Annotated in this window: 17 protein-coding genes; 10 read left to right on the top strand and 7 right to left on the bottom strand. The window is 56.0% G+C overall.

Features of this window, described 5'->3' with window-relative positions; genetic code table 11:
* Nucleotides 1–56: 56 nt before the first annotated feature.
* The 3 genes from OZX64_RS08220 to OZX64_RS08210 all read right to left on the bottom strand — a co-directional run bounded on the left by OZX64_RS08220 (nucleotide 57) and on the right by OZX64_RS08210 (nucleotide 3,787).
* Nucleotides 57–1,403, bottom strand: a complete 1,347-nt coding sequence (locus tag OZX64_RS08220) for an MFS transporter (protein ID WP_277175031.1) — start codon at nucleotides 1,401–1,403, stop codon at nucleotides 57–59.
* Nucleotides 1,404–1,515: 112 nt separating this feature from the next.
* Nucleotides 1,516–2,478 carry a nucleoside hydrolase gene (locus tag OZX64_RS08215; protein WP_277172611.1) on the bottom strand — a complete coding sequence of 321 codons (963 nt, stop codon included), beginning with the start codon at nucleotides 2,476–2,478 and terminating at the stop codon, nucleotides 1,516–1,518.
* Nucleotides 2,479–2,734: 256 nt separating this feature from the next.
* On the bottom strand, nucleotides 2,735–3,787 hold the full coding sequence (locus OZX64_RS08210) for a LacI family DNA-binding transcriptional regulator (protein WP_277172608.1): 1,053 nt from the start codon (nucleotides 3,785–3,787) through the stop codon (nucleotides 2,735–2,737).
* A gap of 301 nt (nucleotides 3,788–4,088) precedes the next feature.
* Between OZX64_RS08210 and OZX64_RS08205 the strand changes: the two genes are divergently transcribed.
* On the top strand, nucleotides 4,089–4,892 hold the full coding sequence (locus OZX64_RS08205; RefSeq protein ID WP_277172591.1) for a histidine phosphatase family protein: 804 nt from the start codon (nucleotides 4,089–4,091) through the stop codon (nucleotides 4,890–4,892).
* A 457-nt stretch (nucleotides 4,893–5,349) separates the two neighbouring features.
* On the opposite strand, the gene OZX64_RS08200 is transcribed toward OZX64_RS08205, so the two are convergent.
* A complete protein-coding gene (locus OZX64_RS08200) occupies nucleotides 5,350–6,318 on the bottom strand; it encodes a ribokinase (protein WP_277172589.1) in 969 nt (322 codons plus the stop codon).
* A gap of 1,209 nt (nucleotides 6,319–7,527) precedes the next feature.
* Between OZX64_RS08200 and OZX64_RS08195 the strand changes: the two genes are divergently transcribed.
* Nucleotides 7,528–8,481 carry a hypothetical protein gene (locus OZX64_RS08195; RefSeq protein ID WP_277172587.1) on the top strand — a complete coding sequence of 318 codons (954 nt, stop codon included), beginning with the start codon at nucleotides 7,528–7,530 and terminating at the stop codon, nucleotides 8,479–8,481.
* Between the two features lie 474 nt (nucleotides 8,482–8,955).
* Here OZX64_RS08195 and OZX64_RS08190 read toward each other — a convergent pair whose 3' ends face one another.
* Entirely contained in the window at nucleotides 8,956–9,969 is a 1,014-nt protein-coding gene (locus OZX64_RS08190; RefSeq protein WP_277156762.1) for a ribose-phosphate diphosphokinase, read from the bottom strand.
* A 252-nt stretch (nucleotides 9,970–10,221) separates the two neighbouring features.
* Nucleotides 10,222–13,275 (bottom strand): hypothetical protein, encoded by a 3,054-nt coding sequence (locus tag OZX64_RS08185; protein ID WP_277172584.1) that lies wholly within the window; start codon nucleotides 13,273–13,275, stop codon nucleotides 10,222–10,224.
* Between OZX64_RS08185 and OZX64_RS08180 the strand changes: the two genes are divergently transcribed.
* The 8 genes from OZX64_RS08180 to OZX64_RS08145 all read left to right on the top strand — a co-directional run bounded on the left by OZX64_RS08180 (nucleotide 13,256) and on the right by OZX64_RS08145 (nucleotide 20,067).
* Nucleotides 13,256–13,504, top strand: a complete 249-nt coding sequence (locus OZX64_RS08180; protein WP_277172580.1) for a hypothetical protein — start codon at nucleotides 13,256–13,258, stop codon at nucleotides 13,502–13,504. The two genes, OZX64_RS08185 and OZX64_RS08180, sit on opposite strands and share 20 nt — an antisense overlap.
* A gap of 288 nt (nucleotides 13,505–13,792) precedes the next feature.
* On the top strand, nucleotides 13,793–14,089 hold the full coding sequence (gene rpsF, locus OZX64_RS08175; protein WP_277146104.1) for a 30S ribosomal protein S6: 297 nt from the start codon (nucleotides 13,793–13,795) through the stop codon (nucleotides 14,087–14,089).
* 82 nt (nucleotides 14,090–14,171) lie between these two features.
* A complete protein-coding gene (locus OZX64_RS08170) occupies nucleotides 14,172–14,813 on the top strand; it encodes a single-stranded DNA-binding protein (protein ID WP_277172577.1) in 642 nt (213 codons plus the stop codon).
* A 73-nt stretch (nucleotides 14,814–14,886) separates the two neighbouring features.
* On the top strand, nucleotides 14,887–15,135 hold the full coding sequence (rpsR, locus tag OZX64_RS08165) for a 30S ribosomal protein S18 (protein ID WP_277143412.1): 249 nt from the start codon (nucleotides 14,887–14,889) through the stop codon (nucleotides 15,133–15,135).
* A gap of 17 nt (nucleotides 15,136–15,152) precedes the next feature.
* Nucleotides 15,153–15,599 carry a 50S ribosomal protein L9 gene (gene rplI / locus OZX64_RS08160; protein WP_277156766.1) on the top strand — a complete coding sequence of 149 codons (447 nt, stop codon included), beginning with the start codon at nucleotides 15,153–15,155 and terminating at the stop codon, nucleotides 15,597–15,599.
* Nucleotides 15,600–16,070: 471 nt separating this feature from the next.
* Nucleotides 16,071–17,498 (top strand): MFS transporter, encoded by a 1,428-nt coding sequence (locus tag OZX64_RS08155; protein ID WP_277172575.1) that lies wholly within the window; start codon nucleotides 16,071–16,073, stop codon nucleotides 17,496–17,498.
* 437 nt (nucleotides 17,499–17,935) lie between these two features.
* The gene (gene spxB / locus OZX64_RS08150; protein WP_277172572.1) at nucleotides 17,936–19,744 is read left to right on the top strand and encodes a pyruvate oxidase; all 1,809 of its coding nucleotides are present in this window, start codon (nucleotides 17,936–17,938) and stop codon (nucleotides 19,742–19,744) included.
* Between the two features lie 41 nt (nucleotides 19,745–19,785).
* A complete protein-coding gene (locus OZX64_RS08145; protein WP_277172570.1) occupies nucleotides 19,786–20,067 on the top strand; it encodes a hypothetical protein in 282 nt (93 codons plus the stop codon).
* Here OZX64_RS08145 and OZX64_RS08140 read toward each other — a convergent pair.
* Nucleotides 20,011–21,747 (bottom strand): AAA family ATPase, encoded by a 1,737-nt coding sequence (locus OZX64_RS08140; protein WP_277172568.1) that lies wholly within the window; start codon nucleotides 21,745–21,747, stop codon nucleotides 20,011–20,013. The genes OZX64_RS08145 and OZX64_RS08140 overlap by 57 nt on opposite strands.
* Nucleotides 21,748–21,791 lie beyond the last annotated feature (44 nt).

The following is a 21,791-nucleotide window of genomic DNA, read 5'->3' as shown; positions in this document are numbered from 1 at the left end:
CCGGAAAGCTTTCATCGTTGTGTCGCGATCGCTTCCCGGCTATCTACTATTCATATTCACGCATCCGCATAGATTTTCTTGTTGCAGATGAGGTAAACCACCAAGCCGACGATGGTCGCGATGGAAGCCACGAGGAAGAGGTTTCCATAGTTCGCGGCGGAACCGGTGAAGCCGGCGAGGCTGAAGCCGGTCATGGACTTGGAGCTCATCAGGCCGCCGATGATGGCGATGCCGACGGAGCCGGAGACGTTCATGGCCAGATCGTTCATGCCCACGCCACGGCCGGACTCGTCCTTGGAAAGCGTGCCCAGAGCGGTGTCGACCACCGGGGAGTACAGCAGTCCGACGCCTGCGTAGTAGAGGCATCCGGCGCAAGCCAGCGCCACAGGGCCCGACATGACGCAGAACGCGGCGATGATCAGACCTGCGAGCTGCAGAAGGGCGGCGCAGATGATGCCGGCCTTCCTGCCGATCTTGTCGACGATCCAGCCGGAGCAGGTGCCGAAGATGGCGGCCACGATGAAGGCCCAGACGATGTAAAGCGACACGGTCTGCGTGCCGAGGTGATAGATCTCGGAGCCGATGGCGTTGAACACCGGGGAGAAGGAGTAATTCGGCAGGTAGAAGAGAAGGATGAGGCTGATGGCCATGATCCAGCGCTTGTTGTGGAAGAACGCCGGGGTGATGAACGGGTTGCTCGCCTTGTGGATGTAAACCGCGAAGATCACGTAGAGCACGAGAGAAACCAGTAGCATCCACCAAGCGGTGTAGGAGAAGAAGAGGGTCAGGAACGCGGTGGCGAGGCCGAAGATGGCGAAGCCGAGCGCGTCGACCTTTTCACCCGTGCCGGACTTGTTCGGCAGGTTGTGCAGCAGCAGCGGCAGGAAGATCACGGTGACCACGGGGATCAGGAAGAGATACTGCCAATGGATCGAGGTCAGGAAGCCGGCGGCGAAGACGCCGATGGCCGCCGAGACCTGATAGCCTGCGGTGAAGATGCCGAAGAAGACGACCTTCAACGAGTTCTTCAGATACTTGGTCGCCACGACCAGGTAGACGGAGCCCGCCACCTGCTCGCCGGCGGTCTGGATGATACGTGCCACGATGACGGTCCAGATGTTCGCCGTGAAGAAGAAGTTGGCCACGAAGCCGAAGATCGAGCCGGCCAGCAGCAGGGTGATGCCCACCACGACCAGCTTCTTCAGAGAGACAAAGTCGCCGAGGGATCCGTAGATGAAGCAGACGATGCCGAGCACGATGCTGGGCAGAGCGGTGATCAGCGACGCCTGGGCCGGTGCGCCGACGTCCTTGCCGACCTGGGTGAAGACCAGGTTGAAGCCCTGCAGGCACAGCGTACCCAAAATAAAGGTGATCAGCAGCGGGATCAGCGCCTTGACTGCCATATCGCTGGTGATCTCGGGGTCATTGCCCTTCGGTTTTTCGTTCGTGGGGCTTACGGTGCCCTGTTTGGTTGATTCTGACATATTTCCGTCCTTGGAATCGATGGTGTTCGGCTTACTTCGCTGCTGCCGCAACGTTGCCGATGCGGGTCATGAACTCGTGCAGGAAGCGCTCCACGTCGACCTCGACCGCCACCTGCGCCGTCTTCTTCGGGTCGTTGAGGCGGGTGTTGTCGCCGATGGTGCGGCCGCGGGTCGGTCCTTCGAGGTCGACCTTCATGTTGATCGGCAGGGTCTTGACCAGCGTCGGGTCGACGGCCACTGCGGCGGCGAGTGGGTCGTGCAGGCCGCATCCGCCAAGATGCGGGGAGGTGGTCTCGTAGGCCTTGATGTAGAAGTCGACCATATCGGCGAGGAAGCGGCTTGCCGGGGTGTCGATATCGCGCCAGACCTGGCTGTCCTTGTAGGTCATGAGCGTCTGCAGCGTGACATCGAGGCCGATCATGGTCACCGGTGCGCCGGAACGGAAGAGGATGTCGCATGCTTCGGGATCCTGCGAGATGTTCGCTTCGGTCCAGGCGTCGGAGTTGCCGCATACGGTCAGGGCGCCGCCCATCATGACGATTCCGCCGATCTCGTCCTTGATTTCAGGGGCCTTTTGCAGAGCTGTGGCGATGTTGGTCTCGGCTCCGGTCGGCACGAAGATGAGGTCCTTGCCGTACTTATGAACGGAGTCGATGATGAAGTCGACGGCGCTCATGTCGGTTTCGGCCTTGCGCGGAGAATCGGGGATCTCGATGTCGCCGATGCCGTTCTTGCCGTGGATGAACGCGGAGATGTCGGAGACGGTGAAGGAGTCGGCCTTCAGCGCGTGCGATTCGCCGCGGTAGACCGGAACCTCGGAGTGGCCCAGCAGGTCGGTGATCGCAAGATCGTTGCGAATGCCCTGTTCGACGAGCACATTGCCGAACGTGCTGGTGATGCCGATCAGTTCGACTTCGGGGCTACCAAGGATGTAGGAGATAGCGAGGGTGTCGTCGACGCCGGTGTCCAGGTCCAGAATGATTTTCTTCTTCATAATTGCCTTTCGTTCCTACGGCCGTCGTTGGGCGTGTGGCTAATCTCCAGCTTTGTTGGTGACAGCGTCTTTGCGGTATGGCCGTTGTTTTATTTGTAATGATAAAACGTTTTATCACTATAGGCATTAATGATAAAGCGTTTTATTGGTGCCGTCAAATCCGGTGTTTGTCTTTTCTGTAATTATTACTATACGAGAGTTTCTGACGTAATATATTATCGTGATTCGTCGCTATAGGTGCTTGCCTCCCATCGTTTCATAGCGCCGGAACGCTGGATACGGTTGACCGGTCGACCAGTTTGGGCTTGATAAGGCGCTGCTTTGGGGCCTCGATCCAGGGTTTGCTATCTGCATTCGCCTTCCTCGGTCCCAAGTGGGTCGAAATCAGGTCGTGGCAGGCTTTGGCGACGGCGGTGATGTTCTGGTCGACAGTGCTGAGTGCGTGATTGAACCCGAAACGTTCGGAGATGTTGTCGTAGCCGATGACCGAACAGTCTTTGGGGCAGGAGAGGCCCCGTTCCTCGAGTCGACGGATAAAGCCGAGGGCCATGAGATCGTTGCCGCAGAATACCGCGGTTGCATTGGCGTCGAGGATGCGGTCCGCCGCGTGATAGCCTCCGTCGAAACGGTAGTTGCCCACGACATTGAGCTCGGGTTCCAGTTGCAGCCCGGCTTCTTCGAGACCGGCGTGGAATCCGGCCATACGGCGGTTGTCGTTGCCGGTGCGGGTGTCTCCTGAGACGCATGCGATTCGACGGTGCCCCTCGGCGATGAGCCGTTGGGCGGCGAGTTTACCACCGATGAAGTTGTCGGTGCCGACGGCGTCGCACCAGTTGTCGCTGACCAATCGGTCGGTGATGACCACGGGGAAATCCAAGCCCTCAACGTCTTGTCGCAGCTTTGAGGAATCTTTGACCGACTCTCTTGAGGGGATCAGGAAGAGTCCGTCGACGCCGCGTGAGGCGAATTGCCGGAGCAGGCGGTGCTCGGCTTTCCAGGAATCGTCCGAGTTCGCGATGAGCAGCGAATAGCCGCTTGCGTTGCTGATGTCTTCCAATGCCTTGGAAAGCGAGGCGAAGAACATGTTCTCGATATCGGGTATCAGCAACGCGAGCAGCATGGATTGGTTGGTGGCCAGGCTGCGAGCCGCCTGATTGGGTACGTAGTGCAGCTGTTTGGCGGTTTTTGCGATAAGTTCGCGTTTCTCCGCAGACATGCGTGTCGGACGGTTGTTGAGGACTAGGGAGACTGCCGTGACTGAGACGCCGCAGGCTTTTGCGATATCTTTCAATGTCGCCTTGTGATTCATATTGCTCCGTTTACGCATTTTTTTTCATGTTGATTTGCGATCGACCGCTTCAAACAAAGTGTAGTCGTTAGCCGGTATGCCGCATGGGAACGGGGTTTGGCGGTTTTGAGTGACTTGCGTCTTGATTTGACATGCCGCTTTTTTACAGTAACATGTCAATTGTGCGATAAAGCGCTTTATCTATTCGTATCAACGGAGATTGTGCTTTCTTGTATTATTTTAGGTATTTTGTTTAAATTGCGATTTAGGCGGGATACTTAAAAGAAATAAGGGATTCTCTGATATTCGAGGAGGAATGAGAATGAGCAAGAAATGGTTGGCTGGACTACTGGCGGTGGGCACGCTGCTTTTTGGCGGATGCGGAGCCACGTCGGCTGCGGACAAGCCGGAGCAGCCTCAGACAAAACCCGCGGCGGTGACCATCTATCTTACGCGACACGGGAAAACCATGTTCAATGAGCTGAATAAGGTTCAGGGCTGGTCGGATACGCCTCTCACCAAGGATGGCGAAAAGGTCGCCGTCGACCTTGGCAAGGGGCTGAAGAAGCATAACATCACGTTCAAGTCCGTGTATTCCAGCGATTTGAAGCGTGCGCACGATACCGCTTCGGCCGTGCTCAAGGGCTCCGGCCAGAAGGAGCCCATTCATGAGCTGGAAGGTCTGCGCGAGGCGTGCTCCGGCCAGTTCGAGGGTGAATCTCTCGACAACATCAGCGCGCAACAGGCGCAATCGGCAGGTTTCCCCTCGTATGAAGCGTACGAAGCCGCAAAACGCCCCAAGAGCGACGATAAATGGTCGTGGCTTGACGACGCCCATTACTTCGCGGACAAATCCGGTTACGCCGAAAGTTCCCAGACCGTTCGCAAGCGCATGCTGCGTACGATCAAGAAGATCGGCGAGGATCAGAGCAAGAACGGGGGCGGCAACGTCCTCGTGGTCAGCCACGGCATGGCCATCAATGTGATGCTCGCCGGCATGACGGACAAATACAAGAGCGCCCCTCTTGAGAACGCCAGCGTCACGAAGATCACGTACAAGGATGGAAAGCTGAACGTGCTCAGCATCGGCGACACGTCCTACCTCAAGGAAGGCGAGAAGCTCTAAAGTCCGGATGAGCCGCCGTCTGGTGGGTGGCCAAGATGCGTGTCCGCAATCAGCGCCGAAACGTTGAAAGGGCGGCGGGGCCTCGCTGGTCTTCGGTCTTCCAGCGGATTATCTGTTATATGGCAGAACGTTTTGAAGAATATTTTGGAGTCTGTTGCGGACGCGCTTTTGTCGGCATTCCCCTCTCTTGGGTTATCGCCTATTTCATGGGGAATTGCAGGTAGTCAGCTAGCTGGTCGTTGAATGGTTGGAGGCCCGTTGCCGAATGGCTGGCCTCATAATTTTCTGGCATTAGGCGCTGCGTCCTGTCTATCTCTGGTTCGCCATAAAAATTCGCCATAAAAAAGTGTGCTGACCGTCTCGTATGGATGGTCAGCACACTTGTCGATTACGCGGATAACCATGGACCAGCTACTGATAAATGTCATCCACGTTGTGTGTTCGTCTGCCGATCGGCTCAGTCGCGGTCTTTGCTGAAGAAGGCCTCGATCTGATCGCTGGTGCCGTATGAGGCTTGTGCGCCGTAATCCGTCGCCGCGTAGGCCGCCACATAGGAAGCCAAAGAGGCGGAATCGTTCAGCGAGAATCCTGAGGACAGACCGGCCAGCAGCGTCCCCATGAAGGCGTCGCCGCAGCCGGTGGTGTCGACGGCATTGATTTTGGCGGCGTTGACATGATAGGTCCGATCGTTTTCGATAACCATGGCACCGTCGCCACCGAGCGTGACCACGGCTTCTTTGAAACCGAACTCGTGCATCGAGCGTGCGATGTAGTTCCAGTCCATTCCCAGCCAGTCCCCGTTGCCGGGTTCGGCGATGTTGAGCAGCTGCGCCATTTCGTGCTCGTTGACCAGCAGCACGTCAGAGTACTCGATCAGGTCGTCGGGCAGCTTATCGGTGAACGGCGAATCGTTCAGGAGCACTTTGATGCCTGCGTCGTGGCACATTTTCGCCGTTGCCGTGACGGTGTCGATGGGGCTTTCCAGGCACAGGCCGAGCACTGAGGACTGCAGCAGAACGTCTTTCTGGGCGTTGATGTAGTCGGTGCTTACCTTGCCGTTGGACCCTGCGGAGTAGACGATGGTGTTTTCGCCGTTATCGTCAACGGTGATCACCGTGGTGCCGCTGGCGCCTTCGACGTGCAGGACGTGCGAGGTGTCGACACCGGCGTCGTTGAGTTGGGAAAGGAGGAAATCGGCGTTCTTGTCACTGCCGACTGCGCCGAACATGTTGACCTGCGCCCCGAGCTTGGCCGCGGCCGCCGCCTGGTTCCCCGATTTTCCGCCGGGGAGGATCTTCAGAGGGCCACCGGCAATGGTCTCTCCTGGTTTGGGAAGGCGTGCGGCTGTGACGGTATAGTCCGCATTCATCGATCCAACGATGCTGATGGATCCGGAAATACTGTGTAGAAGGGTCGTTGCGCTCATCTCATCCTCGTTTCGCGTAATTGATGTGAAGGTAGGTTGTAGCCGGAATCTACATTTTGTGTTAGCCTACGATTACTTTACTATCGCTCTATGGTAAAACGCTTTATCAAACAAGTCAAATTTTCATCTCAGGGTGAGTATCCTGCTTGTTTCGGCATGGTCCTTGATGATAGGGGGGGCGCAGGGATTCGGCAGGCAAATGGTAGATGCCGAGAGGCTTGCAAGCTGGTCGCATAATCATTGGGCTCCGATTTCATTGGAATGCAGGCAGCTGTTGGCGCTTTTGTGTCGCCAATCGTGGTCTGGGCGTCGCAAAAGTGCCGCTAGAAGGGGCTACTGGAGGTTCCACGACGCTGATTGTCGTTTGGGCGTCGCGAAAGCGCCAGTAGAAGTGGTTGTTGGAGGTTTTGTGTCATCAATCGTGGTCTGGGCGTCGTAAAAGTGCCGGTTGTAGGCGTTGTTGGAGGTTTTGTGACGCGAATGATTGTCTGGGCGTCGTAAAAGTGCCGGTGGAAGAGGTTGTTGGAGGTTTTGTGACGCGAATGACTGTCTGGGCGTCGTAAAAGTGCCAGTAGAAGGCGTTGCTGGAGGTTTTGTGACGCCAATCATGGTCTGGGCGTCACGAAAGTGCCGGTTGTAGGCGTTGCTGGAGGTTTTATGACGCTATATCGGGTCGAAGCGTCGTAAAAGTGCCGGTGGAAGAGGTTGTTGGAGGTTTTGTGACGCGAATGACTGTCTGGGCGTCACGAAAGTGCCAGTAGAAGGCGTTGCTGGAGGTTTTGTGACGCCAATCATCGTTTGAGCGTCGTGAATCCTCCAGAAGTAAAAACGGAAGAGCTGCCTATGCGACGGCTCGATCGAGAGAAGAGGAGCGGGCGGTTGGGAAGGAGCGAAAAGGATGACGGTGGCGGAGCAGCGAAGCGGCGGAGCGATGACGGTGGCGACGCGGCGAAATTGTTGGGAATGGGGATGAGCAACATGAGCAAGAGCGTTGGGCGTAATGGTCCTATGAAAAGCCGGCAAGATGGACCCGGAAAATGGCGGTGCAGAGCGGCAAAGGGCAGCGTCGGTCGGGTTGGTTAGCCGTTGGCACTGTGCCGCGTTGTGGATAACTTTTGCGACACGCCCGAATTGTGGATAAGCCATAGCATCCGACCACAGCACTCTGATTTCTCTCTGCTTTTTGCAAGATTCATCTATGGTAACTGTATGAGAAACCATAAAGAGGCGAGCATACTGATTGCAGCTGCGCAGAAAGAACAACGTTGTTGCGCCGGCGGAAGTTCCTCGGTGAACAGGGCGTTGTATAGGCGTCAAGTCGCGGGCGAGCTGGTGAAGCCGTATCCGGGCTTGTTTTTCCCGCTCCAGGAGTGGAATGCGCTAAGTCCTGGCCAGCATACATTGTATGTGGCGCGTGCCCTGCATCACAAGCATTCCGGCTGGGTGTTCGCTTCGGTTACCGCTGCGGCGTTCTATGGGTTGAGTGTGCGCCAGAATCTGTATGACGGCAGTATTTGCATCGCTACAAAGGAAAGTCCCAGTTCGTCGCGAAACCCATTGTTGCGTTGTGTTTCGATGCCGCATGTTGAGGTTCACGATGTCGGTGGCATTCCGGTGACGTCTGTGGCTAGAACGCTTGTGGATTGTGGGTATCGTTGCTCATTCCGAGATTCATTGCCTATCTATGATTCGGCTTTGGCCGCGGAGCTGGTCGCCAAAGATGACATTATCGCTGAGTGCCGGACTATTCGACATGGACGGACGAAGGTGGCCGATCTGATTCGATTCGCTGATGCCCGCAGCGAAAGTGGCGGCGAATCGTTCTGTAGGGCCACGATGATTGAGGAGGGCTTTCCGGTCCCTCAGCTTCAGGTGGAATATTCTGATGGGAATGGATCGAACTACCGAGTTGATTTTCAATATCAGCTACGTAGCGGGGAGATTGTTGTTGTCGAATTTGACGGTATGGAAAAGTATGTCAATCCGTCGATGACGCATGGGGCTGTAATTGAGGAAGTCGTCCGGCGCGAGCAGGAACGAGAACGCTTTCTGTTCCGTAACGGAGTCTCGCGAATAGTTCGACTTACATACCGTGATGTTTTAGGGCGTAAGGAAATGGTGCGTAAGTTGATAGATGCGGGTGTCCCCTGCATGAAATTGTGATTACACGGCTTGTTGGGCTTTAAGCTATCGTACAGCGTCATAAAAGTGCCGTTACTGGAGTTTACTGGAGGTTTTGTGACGCTATATCAGGTTAAAGCGTCACAAAGTGCCAGTGGCTTGAGCTGAGAAAAGCTTCCGACGGTCAGAAGGGGCCGAAGCGTCGTAGCCATAAAGTGCACTGGCAGAGTTTGCTGGAGATTTTGAGACGCTATGTCGGATCGAAACGTCGTGAATCCTCTGGTAGTGGGGATTGCTGGAGGTTTTGCGTCGCTATATCAAGTCAAAGCGTCGCAAAAGTGCCGCTACTGGAGCTTGTTGGAGGTTTTGTGTCGCTAGACCGTGTGTTTGAGTCGTGAAAGTGCCGGGAGTGAAAGCTGTTGGAGGTTTTGCGACGGAAAGGTAGGTTTGAACGTCGTGAGTCCTCCAACAAACAACGTTGCTGGAGGACTCACGACATTTAAATGGAAGGATTCGTCACGCGTACATGTTGCGCGGGTGCATGTCCTCTGGCAGACCGTCCATCAGGCCCGAGACTGACCCGGATTCAAAGACCGAGCGGATGCCGGCCGCCAGGAGCGGGGCGATAGAAAGCACTGTCATATTCGGCAGACGCTTCTCCTCAGGAATCGGAACAGTGTCCATCAAGACGATTTCGCGGGCGCCGCAGTCGCGCAGCCGTTCTGTAGCCGGGCCGGACAAGAGCCCGTGGGTCGCCACGAGCGTCACGGATTTCGCACCTGCCTCGCGCAGTGTGCGCACGGCCTCGCAGATGGTGCCAGCAGTGTCGATCATGTCATCGACGACCACGCAGTCGCGCTCGCGCACCTCGCCGATAATGCCATGGGCCACAGCGTGGTTCGGACGCGTGACGTCGCGCGTCTTGTGGATAAAGGCTAGCGGCAGCCCGCCGAGCTTCGCGGCCCAACGCTCGGAGACCTTGATACGTCCGGCGTCAGGGGAGACAATGGTCGCGTTTTCAAGCGGCATCGAGTTCTTGACATAGTCGAGCAGCACCGGCATCGCGGTCAGATGGTCGACAGGTCCGTCGAAGAAGCCTTGTTCCTGCGAGGCGTGCAGGTCGACGGTCATGATGCGGTCGGCACCGGCGGTCTGGAAGAGGTCGAACATCAGGCGGGCGGTGATGGGCTCGCGGCCCAGGCCCTTTTTATCCTGACGCGAATAGCCGAGGAATGGCGCCACGACGGTGATGGAACGGGCGGATGCGCGCTTCAGCGCATCGATCATCAGCAGCTGCTCCATGATCCACTTGTTGATCGGGTCAGTGTGGCTTTGCAGCACGAAAACATCGGCGCCGCGTACCGGTTCGGTATAGCGCACGTACATCTCGCCGTTGGCAAAGTCATAGGCTGTGGTCTCCAGCGGTACGGTACCAAGACACTCGGCCGTAGCCGCCGCCTGCTCCGGGTATGCCCGACCTGTCACCAACGCCAGTCGTTTTTTGGACTTACCTTCGAGAATCGCCGACATATCTCGCCTTCCGATAGTTTTGCTTTGTCTTCGAACGTCGATTCCATATCTTACGTTTCGAGCGCATCGAGACAAAGGAAATACAAGAAACCGTCTCTATGATACAAGCAACCCCGAGCAAATTGCTCAAAGGCGGGTTGCGCAGGGTTGGAATCGATGGGCTTTGTCGGATCAGGCCTAGATCAGTGCATCAACCTGCTTCGATCAGCAGACATGATCCGACGTCTTCAAGTCGTATGAACGCAAGGCCCATCAGTCAAAGTCGTCGAACTTCACATTCACCTTGTTGCCGTCGATACTGAACGTTCCGTTCATTTCGTAGATGCTTCGTTTGTCGTTATCCGATTGCCAATCGTCGCCAGAGAAGAAACGGTATTGATAATAGAGATCCATTTCGCCGCTGTCGGATGCGGTGGAGAATGATGAGTCGCTCATATTGACGTCATCGACTTCCGGATAGGAACTTACACTCCACGAGAAGTTCGAATAATCCGAATTGTCCTCATAGAACGAATCGCCGAATGGGCAATCGGCAGGATCGGCATCTGTGGATGAGGAGCAATCGTCGACTTTCTTCTTGACCTCTTCGTTCAGGGCATTTTTGAGCTTGTCTGTCGCCTTGACCGTAATGGTGTTTTCGTAGCTTGAAACAGAAGACATGTCATTAGAAGAAATCGGTTCCAACGTCAAGGTATTGCCGGTCATATATTCGTTTGCCGCGGCTTTGACGGTGTAGGTTCCGGGGTACGCCTTGAAATTGTATGCCTTGATCGATTGTGAGTCCGAGCTTGAGCTGCCGGTGTCACTCGAGTTCTCTGCGGAGATGCCTATTCCGTTGATATTCAGTTCCTTGACCGCGCTCGGTCCGGAAACTCGTAGATTCGCAACCAGTGGTGTGGTGATCGTCCATTTGTTGAAAACGAGCAGTTCCCGGTTCTTGGCGGCCAGATTCAGCGTTTCGTTGTGCGTCTTGCCCGAAAGGGTATAGGTAATGGCCACCGACGTCGAGCCGTCGGAGTTCCTCGCGGTGGAGGTCACGCGTGCGTTGGAAATGGTCGAGCCTTGCTTGGCGGCCTTATTGGTGAGCAGCGCGGCTTTTTTGCCGCTTACCTGCGGATCGGCAATGGCGTTGGCATGATCGAAATCGCCGGCGGCGATGGCTGCGGTGTATTGGTCGACCACCGTTTTGGGGCTGAACACGGTCGCGTTCAGCACGCTGTAGATGATGCCGAGAAGCACGCATGCCCCGACGATGGCCGAGCCAATGATGATGATTCGCTTTTGTTTGGGATCCATCGGCTTTGCGGCGGCACCGGAGACAGGGGCGACGGGTGACGCCGTGCTGAAATCTTCAAAGCCGGCAGGGTTATCGCGATTCGTATACGTTGGTAGCGACGGATTCCCCGTTGGGTATGGAGCGTTGGGCACACTGCCCGTGGCGTAGGCCTGCGGATTTGCGTCGTTCTGACCTGGCTGTGCAAAAGGCTGGGCGCCGGCGGGTGCGGCCTGACCGGGCATAGGTGCCGCTGAGGTCGGGGTTGCTCCGGGCGTCCCGTTTTGGCCCGGGAAGCCGGCTGTATGGTTTTGGGCGGGGGTTTGAGGCGTCGGTGAGCCATTGGCCGCGTTGCCTCCGTTGCCGCCGATATGCCTGAACCGAGCCCCGCAGGCATCCACGTAGGCGTTGACGTTTTGTGGTGTCGGTTCCACGCAGCCTCCACGCACGAATTGCCAGAGGCCGGGGATGGAGGTGAGCATTGCCGGTCCGAAGGTCATGGCGACCACCTCGATGGCAAATGCCCAGACTGCGGCCAGCAGGGGATACCACGAAACGATGGTCACTGCTCCGGAGCTGGAGCCTGAACTTGAGGCGCCCATGCTGGTAAGCACGAAAGCGATCAGCAGCCAGAGGACGAGGGTGCCCACCGGAGCTTTCCAAGTGTGCTCCCAACGGGCGTAGTACTTGTCTTGCAGGGCGCGTGCCGAGGCCCTCAACGCGATATAGAGCGTGATGGCTATGAATATGACTGCCCCGAGGATGAAAACCCATGGCTTGGCGGCGAACAGGCTGCCGAAGGTGATGGGAATCGCGTTGTCACCTACGGTGGCAATTCCTCCGAACGAGGAGAAGGAGAGCAGCACAAACTGCAGATACGGCATAATAATAGGAATCAGCACAATGGCCGAAGGCACGTTGGCGGCGATCGAAACGATGATGAGGGCGATCAACGCGATGAGCGTATAGCTGACCATGTAGATGAAGAAAGCCTCTACGAAGGTGCGTGCCGGGCCGCGCAAACGGTGGCCCCAACGCCAAGCGGCGACGAACACGTTGGTGCTGTCGGAGGCGTATTGTGCCAGCGCAAGCCCAAGCAACGAGCCGATGGCCGAAATCAGGAAGGCCATGATGAAGGTGCGTGCCGTGGCCCCGTTGAGTGCGGTTTTGCCTTCCAGAATGCCTATGGAAGTCGAGGAATTCATGGGGAAAAGAGCCCCGAGGACCACGTAGATCAAGCCTGTGGCAAGTCCCACGACAGCCGCGCTTACCATACCGGTGAACTTGAAGCGGACGCCGACGCGGTGCGCGATGAAGTAGGCGCCGAACGCGGCCCCGACCAGAAGCGCGACGCCGGAGAGGCTCATCGGCAGCCACATCGAGATACTGGCTCCGAGGGCGTCGGTCGAGATTCCGAACGCCGAGGCCTTCAGGGAGAACGACCCCGAAACGCCTGCTATGAGCATGGTGATGATGGTATAGAAGAAATTGCTGGATTTGACATCGAGCAGCTGGGAGGCATTACCGAGATTGTTCATCATCGACGAGATCGCGTTGCTGCTGATGGCCGAGAGCATCGCCGCGTTGAGCGTGGCAAAGACGAATGCCGCGCCAATGCCGAAGCCCAAGGACGATCCCATCGTCTTGAGACTTGCGGGAGTGACGATTTCCTTGTAAAGCCTCTGCGCTTGTGAGGGTTGTCCGTTATTGGGGATGGTGCCGTTGGGGATATTGCCGGTCGGGATGGTGTTGGTGGGGATGCCTGCGGTCGGGATGGCGCCAGTCGGGCTATTGCCAGTGGAGATATTGCTGGTCGGTACTCCTATGGTCGGGATAACGCCAGTCGGTATGGTGCCAGTCGGTACTCCTGCGGTCGGAATATTGCCAGTCGGAATATTGCTGGTCGGGATGGTGCCGGTGGGGATGCCCGCGGTCGGGATGGTGCCGTTCATATTGGGCGCGGAGCCGTATGAAGGAACGGGCCCGGTTGGTTGTCCGGAGGGTGCCGGTTGAGTGGCTGGACCTTGTGGCATCGGCATTCCTGTGCTGCCTGCAGCTGCTCCGGGAGCCGTTGAGAAATCTGAGGCAGGGGTTTCCGGCAGGGGAATCGAAGGCATGGATGCCCCGGACGCGTGGGCATCAACGCCGACGCCGCTTGCCCCGACATTGGGATTCTGCGGCTGCCGTGAGCCGGCAGGTGCCGTGCTTTGCCCGCAACGCGGACAGAATTTGGCGTTTTCCGATATTGTTGCACCACAGTGAGGGCAAATCATCTTTCTCCCCGCTTCCTGCTCTTTGCGACCCCATTGTCGGGGTATTACTTTTATTAGTCAACAATATGTCGCAGGGTCAACAACCATAGGGCTTTTCGGCCGTATTTATCGGAAAATGTGTGCTTATATCGGTTCGGATTGACTGGCCGGTGAAGTCGGCCGGAACCACTATTATAGAAAAGCTATGTCTGACGCGGTTTTGCGTCGTGATATGGCACGCATACACACTCCTGTCGCGGAAAGACCGCGGCCGACTGTAGTCCGAAGGAGGTGGGTGATGTCTGCACACAAGTATGAACTGATGTTCATTGCCGATCCGGAGCTTGACGAACGAGCCCTGAAGAAGCTGACCCAAGAGTATATGGAAATCGTCACCAAAGAGGGCGGTTCCGTTTCCGACCCCGATATCTGGGGACGCCGCAAGCTTGCCTATGAAATCGATGGCAAGAACGAAGGCAACTACGTCGTGGTCAACTACAGCTGCGAGCCGGCGACGAGCGACGAGCTGGACCGTGTTCTGAACCTGAACGAGTCCGTAATCCGTACGAAGATTCTTCGCAAGGATGTCAAGTAAGTCCCTGCGCGGGAATATTGAATTTTAGTCTATTGGTTTTTGCTTCGAGCATTTGAGGCAAAGTTGGTGAGGAAGGCACGTCATGGCAGCAGGAGATACGGTTATCACGATTATCGGCAACCTTACGGCTGATCCGGAGCTACGTACCATCGGCAGCGGGGCATCGGTCGCGAGTTTCACGATCGCTTCGACGCCGCGTACGTTCAACCGCCAGACCCAGCAGTGGGAGGACGGCAACGCGCTGTTCATGCGCTGCTCGGCGTGGCGCGACATGGCGGACCATTGCGCGTCGTCGCTTTCCAAGGGCATGCGCGTGATCGCGCAGGGCCGTCTGCAGCAGCGTTCGTACACGGCCAACGACGGGAGCAACCGCACGGTCGTGGAGATGACGGTCGACGAGATCGGCCCGTCCCTGCGCTATGCCACCGCCCAGGTGCAACGCCAGTCCTCTTCGAACGGCGGGTTCCAGGGTAGTTCCCGCAACAACGGAGGTTATAACGGCGGTGCCGGCAACAATGGCGGCGGTTATAACCGTGGCGGCAACGGCGGATACCAAGGCGGTGCAGGTTACTCGGGAGGTGCCTCGGCTGGTCAATCCCAGCAAGGACAGTCCCCAGCCACCGGCAACGACCCATGGGGCAGTTCCGCCAACTCGGGCGATGGATTCTCGAGCTTCGGAGGCAGCTCCGATTTCGGCGGGGATTCCGACGAACCCGAGTTCTAGATAGCCGCTAGAAACGCGAAACCGCAAGAAGCCAAGCAATAGACGTTGAAACAAGTGTTAAGGAGACATTGATATGTCACGTAAAAGGCCAAAACCACCGGTAAAGCCGTTTAAGAAGAAGCCGAATCCACTCAAGGCTGCGAAGATCACCGAGATCGATTACAAGGACACCGCTCTGCTGCGCAAGTTCATCTCCGATCGCGGCAAGATCCGTTCTCGTCGTATCACCGGCGTGACCATCCAGGAGCAGCGCGAGATTTCCCGCGCCATCAAGAACGCGCGTGAGATGGCCCTGCTGCCTTACGCCACCAACGGTCGCTGATAGGAAAGGCAAGGAAAATGGCTGAAACTAAGGTTATTCTTACCAAGTCCGTCGCGAATCTCGGTCACTCGGGTGATGTCGTCGAGGTCAAGCCTGGCTATGCACGCAACTATCTGATCCCGCAGGGCCTCGCCTTCGCGTGGAGCAAGAACGCTGCCTCCCAGATCGAGGCGATGAAGCGCGCACGTCTGGCCAAGTCCGTAGCCACCCGTGAAGACGCCGTGGCCGCCAAGGCCGCTATCGACGGCACCGTCGTCGAGTTGAGCGCCAAGGTTTCCGAGTCCGGCAAGCTGTTCGGTGGCATCTCCACCATGGACATCGCAACCGCGCTCGAGTCCAAGGCCGCTGTCGATCCGAAGGCGATCAAGGTCGAGACCATCAAGACCACCGGCGAGTTCCCCGCCACCGTGGCCCTGCATCCCGAAATCTCCGCGAACTTCACCGTGAAGGTCGTTGCCGAGTAATTTCAAGATTCATAACGGGTTGATACCCGAAGCTTAAGCAAGGGAAGTCCCGCTGCACGAATGCCGTGTCAGCGGGACTTTCTTGTATAAGCCGGTATACGCTAGTAACGACTGGGCTCACCGATCCCATCAAGCCGCCCGTCAATCGTCAACATCGTAGTTCCGTCATATTCTAAGCCACGGGGTTGTGGTGAGCGGCTTAAATATGGCGGAACCATTGATTCGCGCCAGTTTTGGGTCTCTGGGGGAGGCTCAGCGGCTTAAATATAGCGGAATCGCATGTTGTGGCAACCGACTGAGTCGGGCCGGTTGTGGGCCGGTAGGTACGGCAAGAGGCCATCTCCTCGTTCTGGTTTGAAGCGATGATGGCTATTGGCGTATACTAGGTAAGTTGCGCGTTCGGTGGGGTCGGGGCGCGCCAACTGTTGCCACACCCCTGGAGTGCTTGGGACAGCAAAAGCATATTGAGGTTTGAAGAATTTGCAAGAAGAACGCGTATCTACACAGACAAAACTATCCATCGCCGCGGCGGCGTTGCTTTCGTTTACGGGCATCCTGACCGAGACGTCGTTGAACGTCACGTTCCCGACGATGACACGAGAATTCGGTCTGCCGCTTTCGACCATCCAGTTGCTGACTTCCGGCTACCTGCTGATGGTCACCATCGTGATGAGCACGTCATCGTTCCTGCTCAAGCGTTTTGACACTCGTCTGCTCTTCCGCTGCGCCATCATCGTCAGCATCGTCGGCACCGTGCTGTGCTGCTTGCCGCTCAACTACTGGCTGTTGCTGCTTGGCCGTCTGCTTCAGGCGGCGGCCACAGGCGTTTCCACTCCTTTGATGATCAATGTCATTCTTGCGCTGGTGCCGGTGAGCCGACGCGGCACCTACGTCGGTGTGGCAAACATGGTCACGTCTTTCGCCCCCGCGCTCGGCCCCACCTACGGCGGCCTCATCAATTACTACTTCTCCTGGCGCATCATTTTCGTATTCACGCTGCCGCTGCTTATCGTCGCGTGGGTCTTGGGAGAGACGAACCTGCGGCTGAAGGCGCAGGGAGCCGGCAAGTCCTTCGATGGCATCGGATTGGTGCTGCTGAGCTTCTTCATGATCAGCTTCACCGAGATCTTCGACCAGTTCGGAGCCGACGGCGGTTGGTCGTACAAGGTGGCCGTCGCCATCTGCGTGGCCGTGGTGCTGCTCGCGCTGTTCATCTGGCGTTGCCTCGCCTCCAAGTCGCCGCTACTCAACCTGCGTCTGTTCAAGAACCCGATCGTGAGCCTGCGTGGCGCGAACTACGCCATTCTCCAATTCATCAACATCGGCAGCTCCTTCCTTCTGCCGGTTTTCGCCGAAAACTTCCTTGGCATCGATTCGTTGGCCGCTGGGCTGATGCTCCTGCCCGGTTCGTTGCTTGGTGCCGCCATCGCCCCGTTCGTGGGCCGGCTCTACGACCGCCGCGGCCCGACGTTGGTGCTTCTGATCTCCAACATCTCGCTGATCGTCGGAGCCACGGCTTTGTGGGCGATGACCGGCAAAGCGACCGTGGTGATTCTGACCCTGCTCTATATGTTCCTGCGTGCCGGCTTCAACTTCGGTTACGGCAACACGATGTCGGACGCCAGCAAATTTGTCGCCGGTCCGCAACAGACCGATTTCAACTCGCTGTTCAACGTGCTGCAGCAGTATGCCGGATCGTTGGGAACGACGGTGCTTTCCGCCTCGCTTTCCTTCAGCGAAGCCCGCATTCCGCACAACGTCAAAGCGGCGTCGGTGGCTGGAGCCAGCAATGCCTTCGCTCTGCTGATCGTGCTTTCGCTGGTGGCGCTCTGCATCACGCTTGTTTCCATCAAGGTTCGCAAAACTCCGTCCGTCGGAATGCGGCCGGTCGAAGTCTGATCCGCTGTTTCGTGTGGGTCGGTTTCTGGCTGTTACTTTTTATTTGCTTGCTTAGGACTATCAGAAAAAGATATATTTACGGTTTCCGGCCGTCACTTTTACGCAGATGTTGCCGTAAACAAGTAAAAATGACAATTGCGTCCGTCGGTTGGAACGCGGTCCGTTGTGTGGATGGGCTAAGCCGTATATGTGATGCATAATGCAATGAGTATCACAGGGTAGTTTTCATCATATTCGCTTAGGGCTGGAAAGCGGATATGTAATGCGTAAATCGCAGTCCGATGCATTAGTGTTGAAATCAATCGATGTGAAGGCAATTGATTGGTTTACTGGCTAATGAAACTTTTACGGGGTCTGGTGTTTCGACGAAACGTGCGATCCTGCAAGAGCCAACGAAACGGTAAACGCGACCTCACATCGTGAACCAGAATATGGCAATGAAGCGAAAGGGGCCGACGATGGCCGACAAAATCAATGCATCCGACGCGATGATCAAGGTACTTGAGGATTGGGGCGTGACCCATATCTTCGGGCTTCCCGGCGGGTCGTTCGACTCGACGATGAACGCGCTGCACAACCGGCGCGACACTATGAAATACATTCAGGTTCGCCATGAAGAGGCGGGTGCGCTGGCCGCGGCCGGCGAAGCCAAGTTCACCGGCAAGATCGGCGTGTGCTTCGGTTCCGCAGGGCCCGGTGCCGTTCACTTGCTCAACGGCCTGTACGATGCCAAACACGATCATGTGCCGGTGCTTGCGTTGGTGGCACAGGTGCCGACGACGATGATGAACACGGATTATTTCCAGGAAATCAATGAAGGGCCGATCTTCGACGATGTCGCCGTCTACAACCGCACGGTGATGACCGCCGAACAGCTGCCGGCCGTGGTCGATCAGGCCATCCGGCAGGCTTACGAACATTCCGGTGTCGCCGTGGTCATCATTCCCAAGGATTTGGGTTGGACGCCGATTGACGATACTTTCCGCTCCACGGCGCATGATTTCAGCCGCGGTACGGTCAGTGTCGAGCCGAGCGCCGAGGACGTGGCCAAGGCCGTCCAAATCCTCAATGACGCTGAACGGCCACTGATCTACTTCGGCACCGGTGCCAAGGACGCGGCCGAGGAGCTGGTGGCGCTCTCCGAGAAAATGAAGATCCCGATGATGTCGTCAGCGCTCGGTCTCGGTGTGCTGCCGGAAGGTCAGAAGGCGTATGTGCGCAGCGCCGGACGCGTGGCCACCAAGCCGGGCGTGGATGCGGCCAAATCCGCGGACGCGGTGCTGTTCATCGGCACCAACATGCCTTTCGCTTCCTATTTTGTTCATCCGGAGACCACATTCATCCAGGTCAACATCAAGCCCACGGATATCGGCAAACGTCACCACGTCGATCTGGGCATCGTGGCGGATGCCAAGGCCACATTGAAGGCGATGCTTGAGGTCGCGCCCAAGGTCGATTCGCGTCCGTACTATGACGTGATCGTGGAGGATCTTGCCAACTGGAACGAATGGTCGGCGGCTCGTGAAGATCTCGAAAGTACACCGCTTGAACCGGATACGGTCTTCGCCCGCATCAATCGCAACGCCAAGTCGAACGCGATCTTTGCCGTCGACGTAGGCAACGTGACCATCGACAGTTACCGCATGCTCAAGGTGAGCCCCGAGCAAAAAATTTCGACCTCCGCATGGTACGCCACGATGGGTTACGCGCTGCCGGCCGCCATCGGCGCGCAGGAGAGCTACCCCGACCGTCAGGTCTTCTCCATCAGCGGTGACGGCGGATTCGCGATGAACATGCAGGATATCATGACGCAGGTGAAGTACCATGAGCCGATCATCAACATCGTGCTGACCAATGAGACGCTGGGCTTTATCGAAGGCGAGCAGGATGACATCAATCAGCCCCATTCGGGCGTCGATCTGATTGACGGAGACTATGCAAGTGCGTGCGAGGCTCTGGGCGCACAGGGCTTTGAGGTTCGCACACTCGCCGAGCTCGACGATGCGTTTGCGAAGGCGCTGGCCAACTACGACGGGCCGAGCGTCATCGACGTGAAAATCTCCGGCATCCGTCCGCTGCCCGTCGAACAGCTTGTGCTCGACGTAGACGAGCAACATAGCGAAGCCGACGTGGATGAGTTCGCGCGCACCTACCATTCGCAAGGGTTGGTATCTATCGCCGAGCTGCTTAAGCGGCATGGGCTTTGCGGCGATGTCAAGCCGCTGAAGCGTTTTGGGTCCGCCTGAGCATCAACAACCGATGCCTGAGCTAGCTGCTTGGCATCCTCTTGATTGCCGGTACATCATATGGTTTTGATGTGCCGGCAATCGGCATCCTTCTGTGGATTCCCGGTCTGCCGTTCGTGCTCTATTTCCTTGTCTATGTATTGTGGGTCACTGTCGCCCAGCTGTTCGCCTCCGCCTACAACACGCTGCCCGGCGAGATGGCGTACGAGTTCGACGACCGCACCCAAGCTCTCGTAGAATCTGACTTGATTCGTGTGTTGGAGGGATTATTCAGTGGAGGGATTGGGCAGAGCTTTGACAAGTTTGATGAGTATTTCCGTTGAATCCTTGAGTTCTGCCTGTTTCCAATGTTTGCGTGTGTTTTCCAGTTCGTCTGCCTGATTGAAGAATTTCCATTCCTCTTCCTGCGTCACTAACGTTTTGGCTTTGTCCCGATCGATGAGGCTCTCCGGATGGTCAAAAGAATTGCGAATAAAAGTAGGAAGACTTTCCTTGACGATTGGATTGCATCCTCTGTTAATGGATCGACTATTTTGAAGGGATCGGCTATCGAATCGTACAGTCGAAGTATCGATGATATGTTGTTTGAGTTCTGGATCATCACGAAAGATGTCTGCGATGGGGGCATATTCTCGATAATTTTCGCGTCCGGGTTCTCGGGGCTCATTGCCTTCTCGGCCTTTGGAAATCCATTGTTGGTGCCGGCGTTCCCAAAAGGCATGATCGTCTTCGTATTTGATATCTGGAATCAGTTTGTTGTCGACCGCTGTGGGTCCGTCGCATTGAAGCTTTTCTTGAAGCAGGCCGTATAGTTCGCTGTGGAATTCAGGTGTAGGCATCTGAAAAGCCTGATACGTTATTTCTGCCAAGGAAGGGTGTCCTACACGTAATGTTCCGAGTTCCCCATTGGGGACGATATGTTCTTGTGCTGGGATGGAATCATCGAAATCGCGGAAAAGATACAGTTTGTCGGTTTTCTTTGACTCCTCAGAGCTGGGACCTGCGAAACATCTGAGCATATATGGCGAATGTGTGGATACCCATACCTGTTCGGTTTGTGAAATGTCCGAAATGGCTTCGGCAAGTTGAACCTGTGCCTGTGGATGCATCCAGGTTTCCGGCTCATCCAAGCAGAGGAATAACGGGGTTCCGGATTCGGATTTCTTATGTTTCGCATAAATCTCAATTATGGCGAAGGCTATCGCTCTTTGTATGCCATTCCCTTTGGACTTGAGGTCTGAATCGACGAATCCGTCGTAAACGCTGATAGTGCCTTGCTCGGAAAGCGACTTAGGCTCGGGCGGCTCAAATTTGAATTGTAGCGATAGGTTTTTGCCATACTGTGTATTGGTGAGTGTATTGATTTCTTGTTTGAGCTCGTCGAGAAAACTCACGTAGCCTTTTTCCGTATCGTTGAAAGCAGCGGCATAAGCGGTATTGAAGTTATCCCATTGTTTCGATTTCATGAAAGATTCTGTGTATGGGGCGATAAGACGACCGAGTGTCTTGTTTGTCTTAAAGCTGATGACGTTGTCAGGAGTATCTGTGGCTTTCATGAAAGTAGGCTCGAAAATAGCCTGAATCGGTGCCGAGATGCCAGTGACGTTGCTGTATGTGCCATCTTCTGGATTGTAGGTATCCACCTTTTTGACCTGGGTATCGTCGGAAAACGAACGGCGCATGATGAGGTTTCCTTCGTCATCGATGCGTTTGACAAGTCTAGAGGCATTTTTGGGAATTGATTGTTCGATAATAGATGGCAAATCCTCTCCCGAAAAGGTTCCTTCGACGAAGAATTGGTCTCCTTCTGGCCGAAGGGATTTGAAGTCTTTTATGGTTGTCCCGTTGGGTAAGCCGTCTCTTAAAAAGGCAATGGCATCTAGAACCGTTGTCTTTCCTGCGTTGTTATTGCCTACAAAATAGTTGGTGGCTGGAGAGAAAACAAATTTTTGTGAACCTGAGTAGCATTTAAAATTCGATAATTCTAGGCATTTAAGATACATATTTCTTCTTCTCTTTCTGCAACAGTAGAAGACAGCATAGTGAT

The organism is Bifidobacterium sp. ESL0704 (genome assembly GCF_029392075.1).
In the GTDB taxonomy this organism is placed as follows: domain Bacteria; phylum Actinomycetota; class Actinomycetes; order Actinomycetales; family Bifidobacteriaceae; genus Bifidobacterium.
This window is presented reverse-complemented; position numbering and strand designations above follow the sequence as displayed.

Excerpts from the sequence above, each read along its gene's own strand:
- OZX64_RS08140 (WP_277172568.1), bottom strand. The coding sequence starts at position 21,747 with ATGTATCTTAAATGCCTAGAATTATCGAATTTTAAATGCTACTCAGGT.
- OZX64_RS08190 (WP_277156762.1), bottom strand. The coding sequence starts at position 9,969 with ATGTCGGCGATTCTCGAAGGTAAGTCCAAAAAACGACTGGCGTTGGTG.
- OZX64_RS08170 (WP_277172577.1), top strand. The coding sequence starts at position 14,172 with ATGGCAGCAGGAGATACGGTTATCACGATTATCGGCAACCTTACGGCT.
- OZX64_RS08205 (WP_277172591.1), top strand. The coding sequence starts at position 4,089 with ATGAGCAAGAAATGGTTGGCTGGACTACTGGCGGTGGGCACGCTGCTT.
- OZX64_RS08200 (WP_277172589.1), bottom strand. The coding sequence starts at position 6,318 with ATGAGCGCAACGACCCTTCTACACAGTATTTCCGGATCCATCAGCATC.
- OZX64_RS08210 (WP_277172608.1), bottom strand. The coding sequence starts at position 3,787 with ATGAATCACAAGGCGACATTGAAAGATATCGCAAAAGCCTGCGGCGTC.
- rpsF (WP_277146104.1), top strand. The coding sequence starts at position 13,793 with ATGTCTGCACACAAGTATGAACTGATGTTCATTGCCGATCCGGAGCTT.
- rpsR (WP_277143412.1), top strand. The coding sequence starts at position 14,887 with ATGTCACGTAAAAGGCCAAAACCACCGGTAAAGCCGTTTAAGAAGAAG.
- OZX64_RS08195 (WP_277172587.1), top strand. The coding sequence starts at position 7,528 with ATGAGAAACCATAAAGAGGCGAGCATACTGATTGCAGCTGCGCAGAAA.
- OZX64_RS08215 (WP_277172611.1), bottom strand. The coding sequence starts at position 2,478 with ATGAAGAAGAAAATCATTCTGGACCTGGACACCGGCGTCGACGACACC.
- rplI (WP_277156766.1), top strand. The coding sequence starts at position 15,153 with ATGGCTGAAACTAAGGTTATTCTTACCAAGTCCGTCGCGAATCTCGGT.
- OZX64_RS08220 (WP_277175031.1), bottom strand. The coding sequence starts at position 1,403 with ATGGCAGTCAAGGCGCTGATCCCGCTGCTGATCACCTTTATTTTGGGT.
- OZX64_RS08185 (WP_277172584.1), bottom strand. The coding sequence starts at position 13,275 with ATGCCACAAGGTCCAGCCACTCAACCGGCACCCTCCGGACAACCAACC.
- spxB (WP_277172572.1), top strand. The coding sequence starts at position 17,936 with ATGAAGCGAAAGGGGCCGACGATGGCCGACAAAATCAATGCATCCGAC.